Genomic DNA, 19,264 nt, shown 5'->3' with positions numbered 1-19,264 from the left:
CGAACAACCTCGGTAGGCTGGGCCGGTGAGCGAACCCGACTGGCTGAGCGACGAGGAAATGCGCGCCTGGCACGCGCTGCTGTCCGGCTGGGCGCTGCTCAACCGGCAGATCGAACAGCAACTCAAACAGGACGCCGGACTGTCGCACACCCAGTACGAGGTGCTGGTGCGGCTGGCCGCGGCACCCGACGGCCGAATCCGGATGACCGAACTGGCCGACTCCCTGGTCAATTCCAAGAGCGGCCTGACCTATCAGGTCGGCCAGCTGGAGAAGGCCGGGCTGGTGCGGCGCGAGTCCTGCCCCACCGATGTGCGCGGCGTCAGCGCGGTGCTCACCGACAGCGGTCGGCACAAGCTGGACCAGGCCGCGCCGGGACATGTCGCCGTGGTGCGCGAATTGCTCATCGACGTGCTCACCCCCGCACAGCGCCGCGCACTGGCCGACGGACTCGGCGAGGTCGCGCGCCGGATCCAGGAAATGCCGGCGCGGCACGGGCATTCGCTGACGCGAAAGTAGCGGCGGACCTGGGGCCGGATCCCCCGCCACCCGGGGGCGCGCCGGGTGGCGGTGGCGCCATTACCTACGATCCGGCCATGGCGGAGATCAGAAGTGAACGTCGGGGCAAGGTCGCGATTCTCACCGTGCACGACCCCGATCGACGGAATGCGCTGACGCTGGAGCTTTCCGCGGAGTTGGTGGCGGCCGTCGACGCGGCGGAGCGGGACGCCGGTGTGCACGCGCTGGTCGTCACCGGGACGCCACCTGCCTTCTGCGCGGGAGCCGACCTGACGGCCCTGGGCGCGGCACGGGAGCAGGGTCTGCGCGCGATCTATGACGGATTCCTGTCGGTGGCGCGGTGCACACTGCCGACCATTGCGGCGGTGGGCGGTGCCGCGGTCGGCGCCGGACTCAATCTGGCGCTGGCGGCGGATGTCCGGATCGCCGGTCCCCGCGCACGTTTCGATGCCCGATTCCTGCGATTGGGGATCCATCCCGGGGGTGGGATGACCTGGATGCTGCAGCGCGCGGTGGGCCCACAGCAGGCCGTCGCGATGACACTGTTCGGCGAGATCCTGGACGCTGAGGGGGCACGGGCGGCCGGACTGGCGCACCGGGTGGTTGATGGCGATCACGAGGCGCTCGTCGCGGCGTCGGTCGCTCTTGCCGAAGGTGCGGCGGAAGCGCCACGGGAGTTGCTGCTCACGACCAAGCGCACCATGCGGCACACCTGGACGCTCGACGCCCACGCCGATGCGGTGGATGCCGAGATCACACCGCAGCTGGCGTCGCTGGATTCCGAGGAGTTCGCGGCCCGGCTCGCCGCGATGCGGGCGAAGATCAGCGGCACGCACTGAGCAGGGGCCGATACCCGGCCCCGTCCGCATGGAAAGCCGCGGCGACACAGCACATTTCGATGACGCATCGCATTTCACGCAGGCCAGTCGTATCACGAGTAGATCACGCAAATTAATTGCCAGATAGCGACATTGCCGCCATTTCGCACATTTCGGCAGCATCTGCAATATGTGATCCAGCTCTCTACAAGCGGATCGTGTTGACGGATACATTGCAGGTAGATGGCGACTTCACAGCCACTCACTACTTGTCATAGCCGCTTGGTAACAGAGCTTCGAGAGAAGGTAACAGTGGGTTAACCCATCGTTCGCCGCAGTCGATTTATATCTAATCGTCCGCTCCGAACGAAATCCACTGAGGACCAGTAAATGCTGATGAGGAAATTTGCCGCCACGTCGGCACTTATGATCGCCGCGATCGGCGTCACCGCGGGCGCTGTCAACGCCGCCCCCAACGAGGCCCCGGTCAACTTCACGGCCGCCACCGTGGGCGAGTCGACCGTCATCAAGACCGACGCGGGGTCCCTCGTCGTCGAGGACAACACCTTCAAGATCAAGGCCGCCAACGGTGCCGTATTGGCGGGCGCCCCACTCACCTTCCGGGTCGACGATTTCGAATTCCCCATCGCCGCAACGGTCGCCGACCACACCGCCACCCTGACCCCGCAGCTCGACGTGAACAAAGCCGTCTACAAGCCGGTCGCGCTGCCCTACGAGAACAAGGCACCCTGGAAGAGCGAGTACGACCGCGAGGTGGCCGCGTTCAACCGCATGAAGGACACCATCGCCATGGGCGCCACCTTCGGCACCCTGGCCGGTGGACTCGGTGGCGCGGCCGTCGGCTGCGTCCTCGGCGGCATCGCGGGCGCGACCGTCGCCGCCGCGACCATCATCGGATTGTTCGGTCCGTTCCTGCCCGCCGCCGTGGTGGGCTGCATCGGCGGCATCATCGCCGTCGGCGCGCTCGGCACCGTCGCCGGTCAGCTGTTCGTGACCGCACCGGTGGCGATCGGCGCCGCGATCCAGTACTTCACCACCATCAACCAGCCGTTCACCGCTCCCGCCAAGTAGCGCATCGAACACACGCGGCACCCGCTCGGCATTGCGCCGAGCGGGTGCCGTCGTATTGCCGCGGCCGATTCTCCGACCGTCGACCCCGCACTCGGCGCTCACCTCGGTCCTGAAAGCCAACGGCCGGTAGTGCCGCGAGATGCGCTATTGCCGCCCGTGACGCAAGCGGATGGCCGCACGCACTGCCGATTTCTCCGTCAAGTCCATGCCCTTGCGGAATCGATTCGGAGATCAGAGCTCTCAGCGTCGCCGATAACGACGGCCTCGACGAGGCCAGTTCGTCGATCCCGGAGCGGCAGGAGCCACGCTCGGCGGTCGACGCCTGCACCTGGGGCAACCGGTCGGCGCCGCGCCGTGGTGGTCATTGCGAGATAGGGTGTGGCTGCACGGTTCCCGGCTCCGGTGATCGTTGTTCAGCAAAGGGGAATCCGAGCGGATGGATCGCCGGAACAAGGGGATCAGCCGGCGCAGTGCCCTGTTGGCGGCCGGAGCCTCGATCGCACTCACCGCAATGGCGCAGCCGACGCAGGCAGGAACGATCACGCGTAAGGTGTCGGTCGGCGCCGAGGAGCCCGGGAAGAGGGCTGACCTGGCGGAACAGGCGATCGTGCAGCGACACGTGCGCACGCTCTGGGGCCAGCCGGGGATGCGGCTGGGCACCCTCGTCTGGCCGGGGTCCTTGCTGGACCAGTCGTTCGTGCGATGGTGCTACTGGTGGCAAGCCCACCTGCTCGACTGTGCGGTGGACGCCGCATACCGCGCCCGCACCCCCGAACGCATCGACCGGGTCGTCGCCCTCGCACGCGGTATCCGGACCCGCAATCTCACCGGCTGGACCAATCAGTACTACGACGACATGTCGTGGCTGGTGCTGGCGCTCGAACGCACCGACCGGCTGCTCGGTGTCGGGTTCAGCGACGCCGTCGGGCACCTGCGGGCCGCCTTGATCGACGGCTGGAACCCGGTCGTCGGTGCGGTGCCCTGGCGGTCTGGCGACGATTTCTACAACACCCCCGCGATCGGTCCGACCGGTATCGCTATGGCGCGTTTGGGCGAATTGTCCCGCGCCCGACAACTTGCCGATTTCCTGCACACCCGACTACGCGACACCGACAGCGGCCTGATCCTCGACGGTGTCCATGAGCCCGGCGGACGAGTGGACCGGACTGTCTACACCTACAGCCAGGGCGTGACCATCGGGCTGGAAACCGAGCTGGCGGTGCGCACAGGCGAATCGAGCCATCACAGCCGCGTGGCAGCACTTGTTGCCGCAACGAAGGACCGGCTCACGAACGCGGGGGTGATCGCCGCGGCAGCCGGGGACGACTCCGGGCTGTTCATGGGCATCCTCGCCAGGTATCTCGCCGAAGCCGCACTGGCCTTAGACGACACCACCGCCGCCAATATCGTGCATGCTTCCGCGCGGGCGGCCTGGGAACACCGCGCCGAGGTGGACGGGCTACCCCTGTTCGGCCCGGACTGGACCCGCGCGGTCACGGCGCCGGAGCATCCGGGAACCTCTCCCTCGCTCACGCACTCGTCCCCCGCTTCGTCGGCGAACCTGAGCCGCGATCTCTCGGTACAGCTGAGCGCGTGGATGCTGCTCGAAGCGGATTACCAGCTCACCGCCGCGGGACGCTGAGCCCACCGCAGCCGGGTGTCGTGGACCGGCGGCATGAGTCGCTGGATTCGGTTTGCGAGATCGTGATCGCCACTGGTTCCGACAGTGGGATGTTCGCGCAACGCCAAGCGAGCTCATGAGATGGCTTGCCTTCATACAGGAATAGGTGGCTGGGCCTGCGGATGCGAACGCCGCGTTGCCAAGGCTCTTCGGGCCGCAGACATAGACCGGAACACCGGTATCGACAGTGAATCGAGCGTGTTCGGCCATTTCGTGGCATTGGTCCCAGATCAAGGTGCATCGCAACACGACCGGCAACTGATCGAAATGGGCCATGGAAACAAGCACAGTTTTCCGGAGCCCGGTTATCCCTTGACCAGACTCTTCTCCTCGAACGGCTATGGCAGCAGCAGCTGCGCGCACTGGGCCGGTGAGAATTGACGGTTCGGCAGATTGAAGGCACATTCGAAGATGACCAGCGCCAGATGATTCCACAACTGCACCGACCTGCATCCGGCAGAAGTACCCGCCCAGCGTGTTCGGGTCAGTAGCCGTGCCCAGGCGCGCCAAGTAGCGCATCGAACACACGCGGCACCCGCTCGGCATTGCGCCGGGCGGGTGCCGTCGTATCGTCGGGGCCGATTCTCCGACCGCCGACGCCGGACTCGGCGCGCACCCTCGGTCCCGAACCCCAACGGCCGATAGGGTGCGAGGACATCGCGCGGCGGTGTGACCGCACAACGGAGGTGCCTCATGAGCAAGCGAATCACTCGTCGGCGATCGAGCGAGGTGCGGGCATGACCGATCAGCTCGTACTGTGCTCGGTCGACGGCGGTATCGCGACGCTGACGCTGAATCGGCCGGAGAAGCTCAACGCGTTGACGGCGAACAGCTTCGAGGAGTTGCGCGCACACCTCGAAATGCTGGCCGCGGACGACAGCGTGCGATGCGTGGTGCTGACCGGAGCGGGCCGCTCGTTCTGCGCCGGCCACGATCTGGAGTCGCTGGCGGCGGGTGATGCGCTGGCGCACCGGTTCCGGGAATCCGACACCATCGGACTGCTGGAGTCGCTGCCGAAACCCACTATCGCGAAGATTCACGGACACTGCTTCACCGGCGGGCTGGAACTCGCGCTCGGTTGCGATCTGCTGGTAGCGGCCGAAACCGCGCAACTCGGCGACACGCACGGGCAGTGGGGGCTGGTACCGCTGTGGGGCATGTCGGTGCGGCTACCCGAACGGGTCGGAATGTCGAAGGCCAAGGAGCTCAGCTTCACCGCCCGCCGCCTCTCCGCCACCGAGGCCGCCACGATCGGGTTGGTCGACTACTGCGTGCCGGATGCCGAATTCGACGCCTTCGTCACCGACCTCGCCACCCGCATCGCCGCGAATTCCTCCGGATCAAACCGGATCTACAAGGCGCTCTATGCGAATACCCGTGCGATGGACCGCGCTACCGCGCTGCGCACGGAAACGGATATGCCGTTCGGGTTCCCGGAGGATGCCGCCGAGCGGTTGACGGGTGGACGCGGCTAACCGAAACGCGGTCGCCATTGCCCATCCAGCCGTCGATGCCTCGCTACAGTTCCCGCACATGCCTCGTGCCATCGGTTCATCGACAGAGGGTGGTGTGTTGTGAACAGACGAATCGCCTCGCGGCCACGACATGTCGCGGTCCGCGGGCTCGGAAACCACTGGCCGCAGCAAGCGGGAGCTGCGCGGATCGAACGCGCGCGCGTCGTTACCATCTCGGGCAACCCGACAGGACAGACGCGATGACCTGGCACGCCGGTGGTGGCCGACCCGCTTTACAAGTCGCGGTGTGCGGGCCGCACGATTGCACACCGCGCGAAGCCGCGTGGGCCACCGAAGTGGGACGGCTGTTGGCGATCGCCGGTGCAACAGTGCTCTGCGGTGGCGGAACCGGGGTGATGGCGGCGGTGGCAGGCGGAGCTTCGAGGGGCGGTGGCCTGGTGATCGGAGTCCGTCCCGACACCGACCGCGCAGGCGCTTGCCCCGGACTCTCGGCGGTGCTGTACACGAATATGGGTGAAGCCCGCAACGCGATCCTCATTCGCTCCGCCGACGCCGTCATCGTCATCGGAGGCTCCTGGGGCACACTGTCCGAGCTCGCCCTGGCTCGGCACCGGGGCGACATCCCCGTCGTATCGCTCGGCGGATGGCAGCTACTCGACTCGGACGGAAATCCCGTCGTCGCAAGTCGACCCGCCGCCGATCCCGCCGACGCGGTGCGTCGAGCACTCCTCCGCGGGAGATGACCGTCCTCGCCTGCACCGCGCGGCATGAGCGGAAACGGCAGTCGGTGCGATGATGCCCTCCGTGCGATATCGCATCGACCGGTCTGAGCGCCCATTTTCGGGCCCTTCGAGCATGATCGGAGCGAAATCACCGAAGATTGCACGCCTGGGCCGGATCTCAACGGGCGTTCGCGCGGGAGAGGTTCCACGACTGCCAGGAGTCGGCGGGCAATCCGGCGCGGATGTAGTCGTCGATCGGCGCGCGGGTCGGGGCGGAGAGGCGGGACAGGGCGGGGAGGACATCGGGCGACAAGGTCATCAGATATTCCACGTCCAGGTCCTTGCCGTGCTGCCAGCGGTCGATATTCCGGTCGGCGATCAGCCGTTCCGGGTTCACGACGGCCAAAGCCAGCAGCGTGGCGAAGGCGGTGCCGATGGCGGCGCGCGGGAGCCACGTGAGGTCGAGGCGCGCGATGGCCGCGAGCACCAGCAGGAAGATCAGGCCCAGCCAGAGTTCGAAGACCTCGACGAGCAGTCGCAGCACGGTGAATCCGTAGGCCTGCTGGTAGGTCCACATGCGACCCAGCGCCGACGCGACGATCACCAGCGACAGCAGACTCACCGCGCCGAGCAGTGCCCGCAGCCAGGTGCGGTCGGCCGCGGAATCCCTGGCGGCCCAATGTAGGACGGCGACGATCACCGCGAGAGTCAGGATGGACACGATCGACAGTTGCCAGAAGCCGCTGCGGGCGTATTCGGCGTAGGTCAGGCCCGCCGTGCGTTGCACGTAGTCGTCACCGCCGAACAGCGCGACGAACTGGGCGACCAGGAAGAACCCGAACAATGCCGTCAGCGCGCCGACCGGCAGCACCCACTCCGATCGACGCAGGGTCCGGCCGGGCCTCGGTCCCGGATCGGCCGCCGCGGGAGGTCCCGCCAGCAGGTACATCGCGCCGAGTGAACCGGCGCCCGCCAGCGCGAACAGGATGGACCAGCGCATCAGCGCCGGGGCGTCGACCTCCGGCACCAGAGTGCCGACCAGGAATCCGAATGTCGCATCGGCGCTGCCGAGCAGCGGAACGAAAACCGCGAGCAACGCCACGGTCACCAGCACGGACCAGCCGATCCGCGTCGCCCGGGTCGTCGCGGGCCCCCGCATTCGTACCGCGCCCTGATAAGCCCACGGCACGGCGGACAAACTCTCCCATGGCACGGCGACCACGTCGTACCACACGCCCTTGGCCGATCGCTTTCCGACGACCGCCAACGACCCCGCGACCAAAGCCGCCGCGACACACAGGGTGAACAACCAGCCCGCCGCCCGGAACGCACCGACCGCGAGCAACGCCGACGCGACCGTCGCCCACCAGACTCGCCCCCAATCCCAGGGGTGCCGCACGGCTTTCGTCGGTGTCGGACCACCGGCGTCCGCACCACTCGCTGCGCCGGGAATCTCGCTCCCCTCGGGGTCCTTCGCGGCGCTCGGCTCGGCGGCGACCGTCTTCCGTGCTCGCCGATCGACCTCGAATACAGCTCCCGCGGCGACAGCACTGGCCAACACCCAGCCGACGCCGGGCCGATTCACCGGAATCAGCACGGCCGCGGCCACACCCGCGATCCCAGCCGCGGGCAGCACACCGGGCGGGCAAACGATCCGACGCCGGCGCGGCTCCGGGCGCACCCACAGCTGCAGCGCGGGCAATACAGCGGCGATCGGAATCGGTGACCCGTCGAGTGCCGCGCCGTCCGACGCCGGATCCGATGACGCGGCCGACCCCTCCGACGACCGCGTCACCCGACCCGGCTCCAACGCTTCCGAAACTCCCTCGCTGACCGCCGGTTCCGGCCGGGCCGCGGAGGGTCCGGGAGTGTCCGGCGACTCGGACTCGCGATCGCTCGCCCGAGTCGGGTTCCCGGGTGGCGGCGACGCGCTCCGGTGATTCGATTGCCGCCGTTCCACATCCGGTTGGTCCGGCGTATCGGCGGGTTGGTCCGGCATCGGTTGCCTCCTGTAGGTGTGCGTCACTGCCCCGGGATCCAGCGGGAGTCCGGGCGGTGGAGTCGGTTCGGTCTTCTTCGGGCCTGGCTGGTCAGCCGGACGACGGAAATGCCGGTGGCATCGGGCTCCCGAGGGTGCGGCCCGGGCTCCTGGGGACACCGGGCGGCGGGTGTAGAGGTCAGGGGTTGGGGAGGGTGACCCGGATGCGGGATCCGGGGTCGGCTACGGCGATGGTGCCGCCGTGGAGTTCGACAATCCAGCGGGAAATGGCCAGGCCGAGCCCGGTGCCGCCGCCATCGGTGCGGCCGCCGCGGGTGAAGCGGTCGAAGACGCGGGCTCGTTCGGCGGGCGGGATGCCGGGGCCTTGGTCCTGGACGTCGATGACCACGTGTCCGTGGGCGGCGCGGGCCGTGATGCGGACTTCACCACCCGCGGGGCCGTGCCGGGCCGCATTGTCGAGCAGGTTGAGTAGCACCTGATGCAATCGGGCACGGTCTGCGGTGACGCGCGCGGTGCCGGGTTGTACATCGGTGCGGAATCGCACGCCGCGGCCGAGCGCCGCCGTCATCACCTCGGCCTCGGCGACGACCTCCGCCAGTAGGGGTGCGACGGTGAGATTTTCGCGATCGAGCGGAAAGGCGCCCGCCTCGATGCTCGACAGGTCGAGGAGTTCGGAGACCAGCAGGCCGAGTCGCTCGGTTTGAGCGAGTGCGGTGCGCAGGGTGCCGGGGTCGGGTTCGGATACGCCGTCGACCAGGTTCTCCAGCACCGCGTTGAGCGCGGTGATCGGGGTGCGTAGTTCGTGCGACACATTGGCGATGAGGTCGCGGCGCTGCTGGTCGGCGGCGGCCAGGTCGGCCGCCATCTGGTTGAAGGCCGCTGCCAGCTGGCCGACCTCGTCGCGGGAGCTGGCCCTGACCCTGCGGGTGTAATCGCCCTGCGCCATCCGCTTGGCCGCGGCGGTCATTTCGCGCAGCGGCCTGGTGATGCCGTGCGCCAGGATCTGGGAGGTCACCAGTGCGATGACCACGGCGGCGAGGGTGGTCTTCGGCGGCAGCCAGCCGATCCGGAACCGAAAGAACCCGAAGGCGGCTCCGCCCGATACCAGCATGAGAATCGCCAGCTTCAATTTGATCGATCGCACGGGATCCAGCGGACGCGGCAATAATTCGGCGATGTAGTCCGCGGGCTCCCGCATCTTCCGCGGAATCCAGGCAGGCACGGGCGGATCCGCCGTGCGACCACCGCCCGGCCCCGCCACCGACGAATCGTCCTGTACCGGCTCGTGTTCGGGCTGATCGACCGTGCGGCCGCCGAGTGCCGACGTAGACGAAACATCTCCCGCGGACGGGGGGCCGGGCGGCGCCCCGAGACGGCCGCCCGCCGGTTCGGTGGTCACCGTGCCTCCAGCGCGTACCCCACACCGTGCACGGTGCGGATCAGGTCGGACCCGAGTTTGCGGCGCAGCGCCTTGATGTGGCTGTCCACGGCACGGGTACCGGCGGCGTCGGCCCAATCCCAGACCTCCTCGAGCAGGCGTTCGCGGGCGAGCACTACCCGGGGCCGACGGGCCAGACGCGCGAGCAGATCGAACTCGAGCGGCGTGAGCTGGGCCTCGACGTCGGCGCGCCAGACCCGGCGCTGGTCCACATCGATGCGCAGATCGCCGACGACGATGGCGACGCCGTCGCGATCGGCGGCCCGGTCGACGCGACGCAGCAGCGCTTGTACGCGCGCGGCGAGGACCCGCATCGAGAACGGTTTGGTCAGATAGTCATCGGCGCCGACGCCGAGACCGATGAGCTGATCGGTTTCATCGGTGCGGGCGGTGAGCATGAGCACCGGCACCGCACGCCCGACCTGAATGCGACGGCACACCTCGAGTCCGTCGAAGCCGGGCAGCATGACATCCAGGACGACGAGGTCCGGTTCGTTCGCCTGGACGGCGGCGACCGCGGCGGGCCCGTCGTGGGCCAGGTCCACGACGAATCCCTCGGCCCGCAGCCGGGCCGCGACGGACTCCGCGATGGTGACCTCGTCGTCCACCACGAGGATCCGCCGCGCCGCCTGCCCGTTCCCGCTCTGTTCCATGATCGGAACCCTAGCCACCGCGTGTGGAGACCACCCGCGTCAATTGTGGAGATTTGATGCGTTTCTGTAGCGAGCTCACCGCATTTCACGTGTCCCACCTCCACTTCGGCGCGCGGTCATGGCCGGCCCAGCGCGCGGCTGCACCGCTTGGATCAGTTCACCCCGCCGATCACTGCCTTCCCTTCGGCCGCGGCGGCCGCGAAGTACGGGCCCAGGTCCTCGAACTCGTCATCCTCGTTATCCTCGTCCCAGTCGGCTGCCGTGCCGCCGAGGACCCAGCCTTCCGCGACCAGCCCCTCCGCGACCTGACGAACCTCGTTCGGGGTGAGGACGAAAGCCGGTCCGTAGCAGAACTCGTACCCCTCGATGACGTCGCAGTGGTCGCCGGTCGCCTTGGCGAGCCAGGGGTAAGCGTCCCTCCATTCGGCAGTGCCTTGCTCGGCCTCAGCGCGGCCTCCGGCGATCGCACTGAGCGTGCGGTAGTCGTATCCGTAGAAGTCCGCCACCGGGCGGAGCCCGCCGGACAGTGGTGCGGAGTCGTCCTCGGGGAAGAACACGGTGTGAATCAGTTCGGGTTTCTCGCGCATCTCTTCGAGCAGCGAAGGTTCGATCTTCGCGAGTTCCAACCACATCGACACGGGCAGTTACTTCCTATCCAGGTGTTCGATCAGTCCGTTCAGTGCGCGTGCGGCGCTTCGGGCAGCTCGACGACGGCGGTGCCGGCCTGGGATTCGCCGTACTCCCAGCCCGCGACCAAGCGACAGCCGAGGCTGTCCAGGATGTCGGTTGTGAAGGGCCACCGGTCGGGGCCGCAGTAGTGCGCGCCGGTGGCACGCGCGTCTTCCTCGTCGAGGCAGAGCATGCGCAGATGGTCGCGGAGCTCGGGGCGGGTGATCGCTGCCAGTGCCGCCTCCCATCTGGGTTCGGCTGTGTCGACGTAACCCTCGTCGTCGAAGGGCGCCAGGTATTCGGGTCCGCGCTCGGTGAAGGTCGCAGCGCGCATCGCGTCGGTGAGACTGCCGTCGGTGGCGACCCGAAACAGGACGGTCAGCCAGCCGTTGAGCTTCCTGGAGCGCTCGTCGGTCAGGTCTATGCCATGCCGGGCGAGCAACGGGCCGAGTTCCGCGCCACGCACAAGTAGCTGATCGGCACCGGCGATCGCGGCCGCGCGTAGGTCGGCGACGAAGTCGTCACCGAAGGGCCGGGGACCCTTGTGCCCGCCCCCGCCCCACGGTCCCGTCCCGTTCACCAGGTGATCATCGAAGCGGAAGAGAGACCGGCTCAGGTCGAACCGCCACACACCCGGGGAGAAGGGGTACTCGTCGGCACCGGGAAGCGGTAGCTGGCTGGGCTCCGGCTCGGCGAGCGCTGCCGGGGTGGCCCACGCACTCGGGCACAGGAACTCGTCCAGGGAGTCGTCGGCGTAGTACACGCCGTACTCCGCTGTGGGGTCGTCGGCTGACGTTCCACCTAACAGGATGTCGAAAGCGGCGGTCAGTTCGGTATCCCACACACGGCTGCCTGCCGCTGGGCTTTTGCTGGACGTCATGAGAACTCCTGCGCATCAAGTGGTTTCGGTCCGCCGAAACATTAAGGGTTGCCACTGACATTGATGTCGGCAGGCGGGCTCCGGTGGTCGATCCTCCGAGGAAAACGCACAACCCGGACCACGACGCCGAAATGTCGATGCAGCAGGAGATCTCCGATTGTTCGGTATCACCGGCGAGTCGCACCTCCGAAGACGGTGATACCAAAGCGATGAACAACCGCACGGGCGGTTCCGACCGGCCTTTCGGCCCGACGGTCGGCAACCGCCCGTGCGGAATTCGGGTGTCAGCCGCCGATCGCGGCCAATGCCTGGTCGGCCATCTTCTGCATGCCGATCGCGTTCGGATGGATCGGCACGAAGTTCGTACCCCACACGGCCGGCTCGACCCAGCGGGTGCCGATGGGCTTGCAGGCGTCATGGCCGATGGAGTTCTGCATGTCGACGAAGGTGGTACCTGTCTCGTCGGCGGCGCGCTTGACGACCCCGTTGAGGGTGTCCTCGATCTTGTTGATGTAGGGGACGTCGCCCTTGGCGATCGGCATCACTAGGAAGCAGTTGCTGTTGTCCTTGGGCATGACCTGGGGGTACGCCAGAATGGCCACCTTCGCGGACGGCGCCTTGGCGTGAATGTCGGTGAGCGCCTTCTTCACTGCGGGGTAGGTCTTGTTCGAGATGTCGTTGGTGAACTGGTCGCCATAGATGGTCTCGCAGGGGTTGCCGAACCCGGCAGTCCCGGTCCCCGCGCTGATGCAGGCGGAGATCACCTTGATCAGGGTGTCGTTGTTGTTGCCGCCGATGGTCAGGGTGACGAGCTTGGTGTCGTTGGTGACGGCGTCGAGCTGCGGGGTCAGGCTGGGGTACTGCTTCTCGTAGAAGTCCTGAGTATCGGCGTTTCCGCAGGTGACGTCGGTGAACGACTCGATGCCGAGGGCATCGGCGATGAGGTTCGGGTAGTTGCGGGTGGTCCGCGCGCACGCCGGGGTCACGGTGGGATCGAGCGGAATAATGCCCGATCCCGCGCTGTAGCTGTCGCCCATGGCGACGTAGGGGCTCAGGCTCGGAACGGCCTGGGCCGGGGCGGCCGCAACGAGGGCGAGACCCGCCGTAATTGCCGTGGTGAACGCAGCAGCGATCCGCGTGCGAACGTCCTTGACCATACAAAACTCCCATGTCAGACACTCACAGTTACCGATCGGTAACGATTTGGCGGAGGAACTGTGACACACCACACACATTTGCGCAACGGGTATCGCCGCGCAGATTGTTCACTTAATTCGGCCAGGTCACCGAACGCATCAGGCTGCGGATCGCGTAGTGCAAGCACAGGTAGCCGTAGACCTCCTGGATCACTCCGTCGGGTGTCTTCGACCGCAACACCACACCGCGGCCGCGTTCGTGGGTCCCGAGCCCGTCGAAGGCGGCCTCGATCTCCCATAGCTGTGAATACACCCGGACCAGCTCGTTCGCGGGCGCCGCCTCGGGATCGGTGATGGTGGTCAGCAGTCGGTGGATCCGCCCCTCGCCGTGGTCCGTGTCGGCGCTGGAAGCGGTACCGACGAACTCGACGACGCGCACAGCGATCCCGGCGGTGTCGTCGGCGCGCGACCTCGTCCCTGAATGCACATAGGAAGCGAAAGATCCATCTGGATAACGCTTTTCGACAGGAACCACGGAATCGGACGGCATTCGCCACAACAGGTCCGCGCCGGAGGATCGGCACAGGTCCCACAAGCGGTAACTGAAGAAGGCGCGGTCGGCGAGCAACAGCATTCCCGGGCGCAGCGACCGCACGACCGATTCGGCCAGGGCCTGCTCGCGATGCTCGTAGGTCCCGAGCGCGGCATCGACGATCGCATGCCAACCGCACTCGACCAGCCCGAGGAGCCGCACCTGAGGGAACACTCCCCCGTGGCCGGCCCGAGAAGACGGCGGCAGGCCGAAATGCTCGATATTCGCGTCGCTGGCGGGCGCACTCATGGTCGATCCGTGGATGCTCATCAGCCGCCAGGACCGGTAGCAACTTCCCGGAGCCCGCGCATCGGACAGTGGCATCGCCACCTTCTCGTACAACGCGCGCAGCGGTTCCGAGCCCAGGCGCTTACGGGCCTGGAAGAGGGCAGCCTTCGTCGGGATCGTCCACTGGTGAGGCCGTCCCGACGCCCACTCGAGCCCGGACACGAGCTTCCGCATCACCTCCTCGTACGAGCAGGATGCGAACAGCGCCAACGCGAGCACGTAGTAGACCACCACGCGCGCAGGCAGCAATCGGTTCCGGCGTTCGACGCGTCCACGCTCGACCAGCACCTCGTCGACCACCTCGGGGGTAAATACCCTGGTCAGCACACCCAATGCGAGGTGATCGGACAACCGCTGATCGCTCTCCGGCTTCACCCATCCGGCACGCGGCACGGCTGCGAGAATACCGACAGTGCTCTTCCTAAGTAAACGGTGGTGAAGTCAAGATTGTGTCTCACGTGGTGAGTTCCCCCAGCGGTGCACATTCACCGACCTCCCTGACGAGCACACCGGGCGCGAATACCTGCATTCGCGAATCAACCGCGGCACCATTCCCGGCGAACGTGCCGGAAGAAACGGTCAACCGCTCGAACTCACTGCGGTGCATAGTCTCTCGATTCTCATGAAGTCGATCCTGAGAGCGTTCCGAGATCTCGGTGCCCCTCGGTTGGTGGATGTGACCGAGGAGCATCCGCGATTTCGAGTCACGGACTCATCGGCCTGCCGAATGCCTCTTCCAGGAATCCGGACGGATCCCCCAGCAAGTTCCTGACGATCGCCTCGACCAGCGGGCGCGGGTGAATGTCGTATCCCTCGACCCTGTCGTCGTTCAATTCCCTTGCGGCGGAGATCTTGGCGGTGATCATCGGGCCGTACCCGCGGATCCAGGTGTCGATCTCGCCGCGCAGGTTCGTCGGGATGCTGCCCCACCGCCAGTTGTCCAGTTCGACCTGCGAAGTCGCCACAGACGACGTGCCGGAACCGGAGGTGTTGGTCGCCGCTAGCGGCTTGGGAACGAACCGCGTGACGTCCGGATACGGCGGTGCGATCCTGGCCCTCAGTTCGGCGAGCGCCTCGTCGCGGACCGGATCGCGGTAGGGACCCGGCCTGCCGAGGTACGCGAACGCCACCCGCCGGTTCAGCCGGAACTGTCCGGGCACGGTGGTCACCAGAGATCGCTCGCCTTCACTGCGCGCCGCAATCTGGTCGGCGGCGACACCTTCTGATTGCAGCCGCTCGGCCACCGCGTTCGCCCGACGCAGACCCAGCGTCTCGTTGTACGGGTCCGGCCCGGTCGGGTCGGTATGGCCGACCAACGTCACCTGCATTTCCGGACGCGCATGCAGGTACGCCGCGGCGGCTGTCAGCTGGCCGCCCGTAGCCGGGGACAGGTCGGCGGAATCGAAGGCGAAGTAGGCGACCTGCGGGGCATGCGCGGGATCGGCCGCCTTCCCGCGCGTCCGTCCGACTTCATACGCGGCGGCGACATGCGCGATCGCGGCGGCGATCGCCAGTTCGGCCTGAGCCTTGCTCACCGGGCTGTCACCCAGTTTGGCGTCACCGAACGCGGTCCACGGCTCGGGGTGCGCCTCGCTGGACACCGCCACCCCGCGACCGCCTTCCAGGTCGTGCATCGCTCCGCTGACCACACCGGCCACCGCGAGCGCGAAGTAGTCGTTCAGCTTGGCTCGGCCGCCATCGATCTGCGCGATCGCGGTGGCCAGCCGCGCGCCGACGGCAGCGCGAACTTTCCGCCGCACCAGGAAATCCGGCCAATTGGTCTGCGGGCCTATTTGATTGACCAATCCCTCGATCAGCCTCTCGGACATCCGGCTGATGAAGAAATCGACCACCGGCGGGCCGAAATTGGCTCGGTACCAGCCGATGATGTCCGGACGCGGCGTGCGGATATGCCCGCCGGAGAAGGCGTCGGTCAGGAAGTGCTGGGCGAAGGCCTCGCGCGCAAGAGCCAGCTGCAAGCCCGCCTCGTTCTTGGTGAGACCAGCGTCCAGCGCCGCCGTGATGGCCGCGGTGTGGTCGGTAGCCCAACGGTCGATGGCCTGGCCCGACGCGTTGAAGTGCGATGTGTTCTCGGCGGCGAGCTTCAGGAAGGTGACCAGCCGGTCGGACTTCTGTTCAGCGGTGGGCTCGGGCAACCGCGAATGCGCCGGATCGGGGATGTGGTCGTCCCGGAATGCCGCGAGCAGCCGTTGCTTTCCCGCCTCGTCCCTGGTGTCGGCGAGCAAGTCGTCGAGCGTTGCATATTCGTCGCCGGCGAGGGCGACGAGGTCTCCCCAGCTCAGCACGACGCCGTTGCCGAGATCGACCGTCCGGCCGGTGCCGTCGCCGAGTTCCTTGTGCTCCCTGCCCACGAAACGTTGCACGGTGGGCCGGGCGGCGATCGCAGTGCCCACCGCTCGGTTCCCGGCCTGCCGTTGCAAGCCCAGCAGCATTCCCGGCAACCCGCTCGGCCGGTCTTCCGCCGTCGGCGCGCGCTGGGGTACGGGACCGGCGCGCCGCACCGATTCCGCCGCCACCTGCCGGTCCTGCGCCGATGTCACCGCAACAGTGTCGCGCCACGGCCGACTCCGGCAAAAGGACAGTTGGTCGGGTGTGCCCGATCGGGCAATTGTGCGCTTCGAAAGGAGGGCGCCTGAATCTCCGTGCAAATCTGCGACGCTGGTCACGGGTCAGGGGGTGTGCGGCCCCGCCGCGGTGGCTGCGTAGTCGGCGAGGTCGTCGGCCATGCGCTGCATCACCCGGGGAAGGATGAAGGGCATGGTCCAACCGATCCCGGGCCGCATACGCCAGGTGCCGCGCCAGGTGATTGTCGTTCCGCCCGTGGAAGTCGGCTCCAGTTCGACGACGGCACGATATTCCTTCATGGCGAAGTTGAAGGCGTCCTCGTACGCCAGGAGCCGATCCTTCACGAGTTCTGTGAGTCGCTCACCGGTGACGACCTGGCCGGTGCGGAACGCGCGGACCGCGCCGATGCCGTCGTTGCCGCGCGAATCGAGGCCGCTGGAGCGTTCCTCGACCAGTTCGGCCAGCCCGGAGGACCACCGGGGCCAGCTGCGGCCATCGATCAGCAAACCCCACACCGTGCTGACGGGAGCCGAGGTTGTGGAACGTACTCGGTAGTGCGGCACGTCGTATCCTTCCTGCGTTTTCAGTCGACGCGATCTGCACGGTGAGACCGGGATGCGTCGGGGACAAGATGTTTCCCAGCGTTCGGCGGCTGCCCGAGGTCGGCCAAACGCTCCGGTCGCCGAGCAGACTGGGTCTCGGGGAACGGCTGCCGCTGCGGTAGAGGCGAATTCGATCACCGAGCTCAGTCCGATTCGACGCCAAGCGAGCCAGCGGTCATCCGTCGAGGAAAGGCGATAGCTCCGCAGTTGGACTCAGTCGGCCAGTTCCGCGAGCAGCTTGTGGGTGCGCGGCGAAGTCGTCACCGGTGAACAGCGCGCCCACGAATTCCGTTGCACCCGAAGCGATGATCCCGTGGATCTGAGCCGCCACTCGGTCCTCGGTGCCGACGACGGCCAGATCGCCAGGACCCTCGGCTCCCTCGCGGTGCATCATGGCGCAATAACCCGGCAGCGTACCGCAGACCTCGAACACCTTGGCTGCCTCGGCGCGGGCAGCGTCGATGTCGGGGGTCACACACCGGCAGCATGCACACCACCCGGGGCGTGGATCGCGGCGGACACTTTCCCGGTCCGGAGCAGCCGGAGCTGGGCTCCCTCGCGCCAGTCGTGCGCACGCCACGCATCCAGCAGTGTCACCAGCCGCTTCAGTTCGATCCCCTGCGTCGCGTCCAGCACGGTCTCTGACTTGGGAAGCCGGGCCCGATCCAGTCGGGCACGCAGATCGATCAGGTCGCGATCGCCGATGTGAACTGAAAAGCGTTCGAGATCAGAGGCTTTCGCCTCGCCGGAGAAAATGTCGGCCATGGAATGAACCATAAGGGCGAGTCATCCCCTCACCCAATGCTCGAGATTGCGGTGCACCGGTCAATAATTGCGATACTCCGAGGGACGCGCCCCGGTGTGCCGCAAGAAGGCGGTCGACAGCGCACCGGGGCCAGCGAAGCCACACCGCGCCGCGACCTGGGCGATTGTCAGGTCGGTCTCGCGCAACAGCCGTTTCGCCTCGTCGATCCGTAACCGGGTGAGGTACCGGTACGGTGTGACCCCGGTCGCCTCCTTGAAAACCCTGACAAGGTGGTAGACGCTCAGATGCACCTCGCCGGCGATGTCGGCCAGTGTGATCGAATCGGCCAGCCGCTCCCGCATCGTCGCGACGACCGTGCGCACGCGTGCGTCCTCGCGCGTCGGCGTCCGATCAGCCCGCAGTCGCGCATGGCGGGTGAGTAGATGGGTGGTCAAGAAGGCCGCCGCGGCCTCGGCATACAGGTCGTCGGCCTCGCCCGTGCGGCCGAGCGCTCGGACGGTTTCCTCGACCAGTGGATCCCCCGTGGTGACGGACGCGGCCATGGCCTCGTAGTCCACCGCGTGGCCACCCAGTTGCGCCCCGACCATATCGACGGTGTCACGCGGAATGTGGACCTGCACGCTGCGCATCGCCCCGTCCGCCCGATAGCGGCGAAGGACAGGCCGGCCCGGGATCGCCAACTCCGGCCGACCCGGCACCCACGTGTAGCGCTGTGCCCGACCATCACTGCGCGTCTCCATCACAGCTCGACCCGCGACGGGCACTACCAGGTGCAGATCCGTCGTGCCCGGCAACGCCATGTCCTCGACCAAGGCGACATGCTCGAACCGCTGCACGAGCAGCGACCGCCAGCCGGCAACCTCCCAACTGCAATACGTCCGCCGAACGTACCGAGCCATATCGAAACCGACATACGGGTCCAGATCGAAACGGGTCGAGTCGAACACCATGAGACCGAGATTACATACGACGGCAACAAGATTCGCTGGTCCCGATAGCGCTGCGGCCCGCCGACCGCACTCGTGTGGGTGCCTGGTCAACCATCAGTCGACAAGGGCTGTTGCCTCGACTTCGACGAGTACATCGGGCTCGAAGAGGTAGTCGACGCCGATCAGCGAGGCAGGCGGCGTGGGCAGCGGCAGACCGATCTCCTCCGCAACCTGGGTGGTAGGTCCGTCACCGCCGACGCCTGCACCCCAGGGAGGTGAAGGCGTTCTGCGGCGCAACCACATCAGGTCGTGATGATTCGCTGGCCTGCTGCAACGGCAGGTCCACCTCGCTCGAGCGTGGGTTAATGCGGGGATTGGGCCGAAACGGCGGGATCTGTCCGGCCAGCCGCACTTGTGGAGA

At 67.2% G+C, this 19,264-nt stretch carries 18 protein-coding genes and 2 pseudogenes; 6 read left to right on the top strand and 14 right to left on the bottom strand.

What is annotated here, in order from left to right:
* The first annotated feature begins 25 nt into the window (after positions 1–25).
* The 4 genes from AB0H61_RS22750 (at position 26) to AB0H61_RS22735 (ending at position 4,069) form a co-directional block, all read left to right on the top strand.
* Complete coding sequence (locus AB0H61_RS22750) at positions 26–517, top strand: MarR family transcriptional regulator (protein ID WP_357307620.1); 492 nt, start codon at positions 26–28, stop codon at positions 515–517.
* A gap of 77 nt (positions 518–594) precedes the next feature.
* Entirely contained in the window at positions 595–1,356 is a 762-nt protein-coding gene (locus AB0H61_RS22745; protein WP_357307618.1) for an enoyl-CoA hydratase, read from the top strand.
* Between the two features lie 369 nt (positions 1,357–1,725).
* Positions 1,726–2,427, top strand: a complete 702-nt coding sequence (locus tag AB0H61_RS22740; protein ID WP_357307616.1) for a hypothetical protein — start codon at positions 1,726–1,728, stop codon at positions 2,425–2,427.
* A gap of 436 nt (positions 2,428–2,863) precedes the next feature.
* Positions 2,864–4,069: a glycoside hydrolase family 76 protein gene (locus tag AB0H61_RS22735; protein ID WP_357307614.1), complete on the top strand. Its 1,206-nt coding sequence runs from the start codon at positions 2,864–2,866 to the stop codon at positions 4,067–4,069.
* Between the two features lie 169 nt (positions 4,070–4,238).
* Here AB0H61_RS22735 and AB0H61_RS22730 read toward each other — a convergent pair.
* Positions 4,239–4,366: pseudogene (locus AB0H61_RS22730) on the bottom strand (IS30 family transposase); the annotation flags it as partial.
* A 479-nt stretch (positions 4,367–4,845) separates the two neighbouring features.
* Between AB0H61_RS22730 and AB0H61_RS22725 the strand changes: the two are divergent.
* Positions 4,846–5,583, top strand: coding sequence for an enoyl-CoA hydratase/isomerase family protein (locus AB0H61_RS22725; RefSeq protein ID WP_357307612.1), 738 nt, complete (start codon positions 4,846–4,848; stop codon positions 5,581–5,583).
* A gap of 239 nt (positions 5,584–5,822) precedes the next feature.
* Entirely contained in the window at positions 5,823–6,326 is a 504-nt protein-coding gene (locus AB0H61_RS22720; protein ID WP_357307610.1) for an LOG family protein, read from the top strand.
* Between the two features lie 157 nt (positions 6,327–6,483).
* Here the strand turns inward: AB0H61_RS22720 and AB0H61_RS22715 are convergent, their stop codons facing one another.
* From AB0H61_RS22715 to AB0H61_RS22655, 13 genes and pseudogenes are all read right to left on the bottom strand, one after another.
* Positions 6,484–8,100, bottom strand: a complete 1,617-nt coding sequence (locus AB0H61_RS22715) for a DUF4173 domain-containing protein (RefSeq protein ID WP_357307608.1) — start codon at positions 8,098–8,100, stop codon at positions 6,484–6,486.
* Between the two features lie 382 nt (positions 8,101–8,482).
* Positions 8,483–9,502, bottom strand: a complete 1,020-nt coding sequence (locus tag AB0H61_RS22710) for an ATP-binding protein (protein ID WP_357307912.1) — start codon at positions 9,500–9,502, stop codon at positions 8,483–8,485.
* Between the two features lie 197 nt (positions 9,503–9,699).
* Positions 9,700–10,395: a response regulator transcription factor gene (locus AB0H61_RS22705; protein ID WP_357307606.1), complete on the bottom strand. Its 696-nt coding sequence runs from the start codon at positions 10,393–10,395 to the stop codon at positions 9,700–9,702.
* Positions 10,396–10,547: 152 nt separating this feature from the next.
* A complete protein-coding gene (locus tag AB0H61_RS22700; RefSeq protein ID WP_357307604.1) occupies positions 10,548–11,033 on the bottom strand; it encodes a hypothetical protein in 486 nt (161 codons plus the stop codon).
* 38 nt (positions 11,034–11,071) lie between these two features.
* Entirely contained in the window at positions 11,072–11,944 is an 873-nt protein-coding gene (locus AB0H61_RS22695; RefSeq protein WP_357307602.1) for a hypothetical protein, read from the bottom strand.
* 284 nt (positions 11,945–12,228) lie between these two features.
* Positions 12,229–13,101 carry an SGNH/GDSL hydrolase family protein gene (locus AB0H61_RS22690; RefSeq protein ID WP_357307600.1) on the bottom strand — a complete coding sequence of 291 codons (873 nt, stop codon included), beginning with the start codon at positions 13,099–13,101 and terminating at the stop codon, positions 12,229–12,231.
* A 112-nt stretch (positions 13,102–13,213) separates the two neighbouring features.
* Positions 13,214–14,353: an IS4 family transposase gene (locus tag AB0H61_RS22685; RefSeq protein ID WP_357307598.1), complete on the bottom strand. Its 1,140-nt coding sequence runs from the start codon at positions 14,351–14,353 to the stop codon at positions 13,214–13,216.
* 311 nt (positions 14,354–14,664) lie between these two features.
* Positions 14,665–16,521, bottom strand: coding sequence for an OmpA family protein (locus tag AB0H61_RS22680; RefSeq protein WP_357307596.1), 1,857 nt, complete (start codon positions 16,519–16,521; stop codon positions 14,665–14,667).
* Positions 16,522–16,650: 129 nt separating this feature from the next.
* Positions 16,651–17,109, bottom strand: a complete 459-nt coding sequence (locus tag AB0H61_RS22675; RefSeq protein ID WP_357307595.1) for an SRPBCC family protein — start codon at positions 17,107–17,109, stop codon at positions 16,651–16,653.
* A gap of 214 nt (positions 17,110–17,323) precedes the next feature.
* The gene (locus AB0H61_RS22670) at positions 17,324–17,623 is read right to left on the bottom strand and encodes a hypothetical protein (protein WP_357307593.1); all 300 of its coding nucleotides are present in this window, start codon (positions 17,621–17,623) and stop codon (positions 17,324–17,326) included.
* Positions 17,620–17,913, bottom strand: a complete 294-nt coding sequence (locus AB0H61_RS22665; protein WP_357307591.1) for an epoxide hydrolase N-terminal domain-containing protein — start codon at positions 17,911–17,913, stop codon at positions 17,620–17,622. The genes AB0H61_RS22670 and AB0H61_RS22665 overlap by 4 nt, the downstream gene beginning before the upstream one ends.
* 60 nt (positions 17,914–17,973) lie before the next feature.
* Positions 17,974–18,864, bottom strand: coding sequence for a helix-turn-helix transcriptional regulator (locus AB0H61_RS22660; RefSeq protein WP_357307589.1), 891 nt, complete (start codon positions 18,862–18,864; stop codon positions 17,974–17,976).
* 93 nt (positions 18,865–18,957) lie between these two features.
* Positions 18,958–19,077 (bottom strand): annotated as a pseudogene (locus AB0H61_RS22655) (RidA family protein); the annotation flags it as partial.
* Between the last annotated feature and the right edge of the window lie 187 nt (positions 19,078–19,264).

It is taken from the genome of Nocardia sp. NPDC050710, assembly GCF_040654375.1.
GTDB lineage: Bacteria > Actinomycetota > Actinomycetes > Mycobacteriales > Mycobacteriaceae > Nocardia.
The sequence above is the reverse complement of the archived record's forward strand: the minus strand, read 5'-3'. Positions and strand labels throughout refer to the sequence as shown.

Bases quoted from the DNA above. Each gene is read 5' to 3' on its own strand.
- AB0H61_RS22745 (WP_357307618.1), top strand. From the start codon at position 595: ATGGCGGAGATCAGAAGTGAACGTCGGGGCAAGGTCGCGATTCTCACC.
- AB0H61_RS22740 (WP_357307616.1), top strand. From the start codon at position 1,726: ATGCTGATGAGGAAATTTGCCGCCACGTCGGCACTTATGATCGCCGCG.
- AB0H61_RS22735 (WP_357307614.1), top strand. From the start codon at position 2,864: ATGGATCGCCGGAACAAGGGGATCAGCCGGCGCAGTGCCCTGTTGGCG.
- AB0H61_RS22725 (WP_357307612.1), top strand. From the start codon at position 4,846: ATGACCGATCAGCTCGTACTGTGCTCGGTCGACGGCGGTATCGCGACG.
- AB0H61_RS22720 (WP_357307610.1), top strand. From the start codon at position 5,823: ATGACCTGGCACGCCGGTGGTGGCCGACCCGCTTTACAAGTCGCGGTG.
- AB0H61_RS22710 (WP_357307912.1), bottom strand. From the start codon at position 9,502: ATGCGGGAGCCCGCGGACTACATCGCCGAATTATTGCCGCGTCCGCTG.
- AB0H61_RS22705 (WP_357307606.1), bottom strand. From the start codon at position 10,395: ATGGAACAGAGCGGGAACGGGCAGGCGGCGCGGCGGATCCTCGTGGTG.
- AB0H61_RS22695 (WP_357307602.1), bottom strand. From the start codon at position 11,944: ATGACGTCCAGCAAAAGCCCAGCGGCAGGCAGCCGTGTGTGGGATACC.
- AB0H61_RS22690 (WP_357307600.1), bottom strand. From the start codon at position 13,101: ATGGTCAAGGACGTTCGCACGCGGATCGCTGCTGCGTTCACCACGGCA.
- AB0H61_RS22665 (WP_357307591.1), bottom strand. From the start codon at position 17,913: ATGGCCGACATTTTCTCCGGCGAGGCGAAAGCCTCTGATCTCGAACGC.
- AB0H61_RS22660 (WP_357307589.1), bottom strand. From the start codon at position 18,864: ATGGTGTTCGACTCGACCCGTTTCGATCTGGACCCGTATGTCGGTTTC.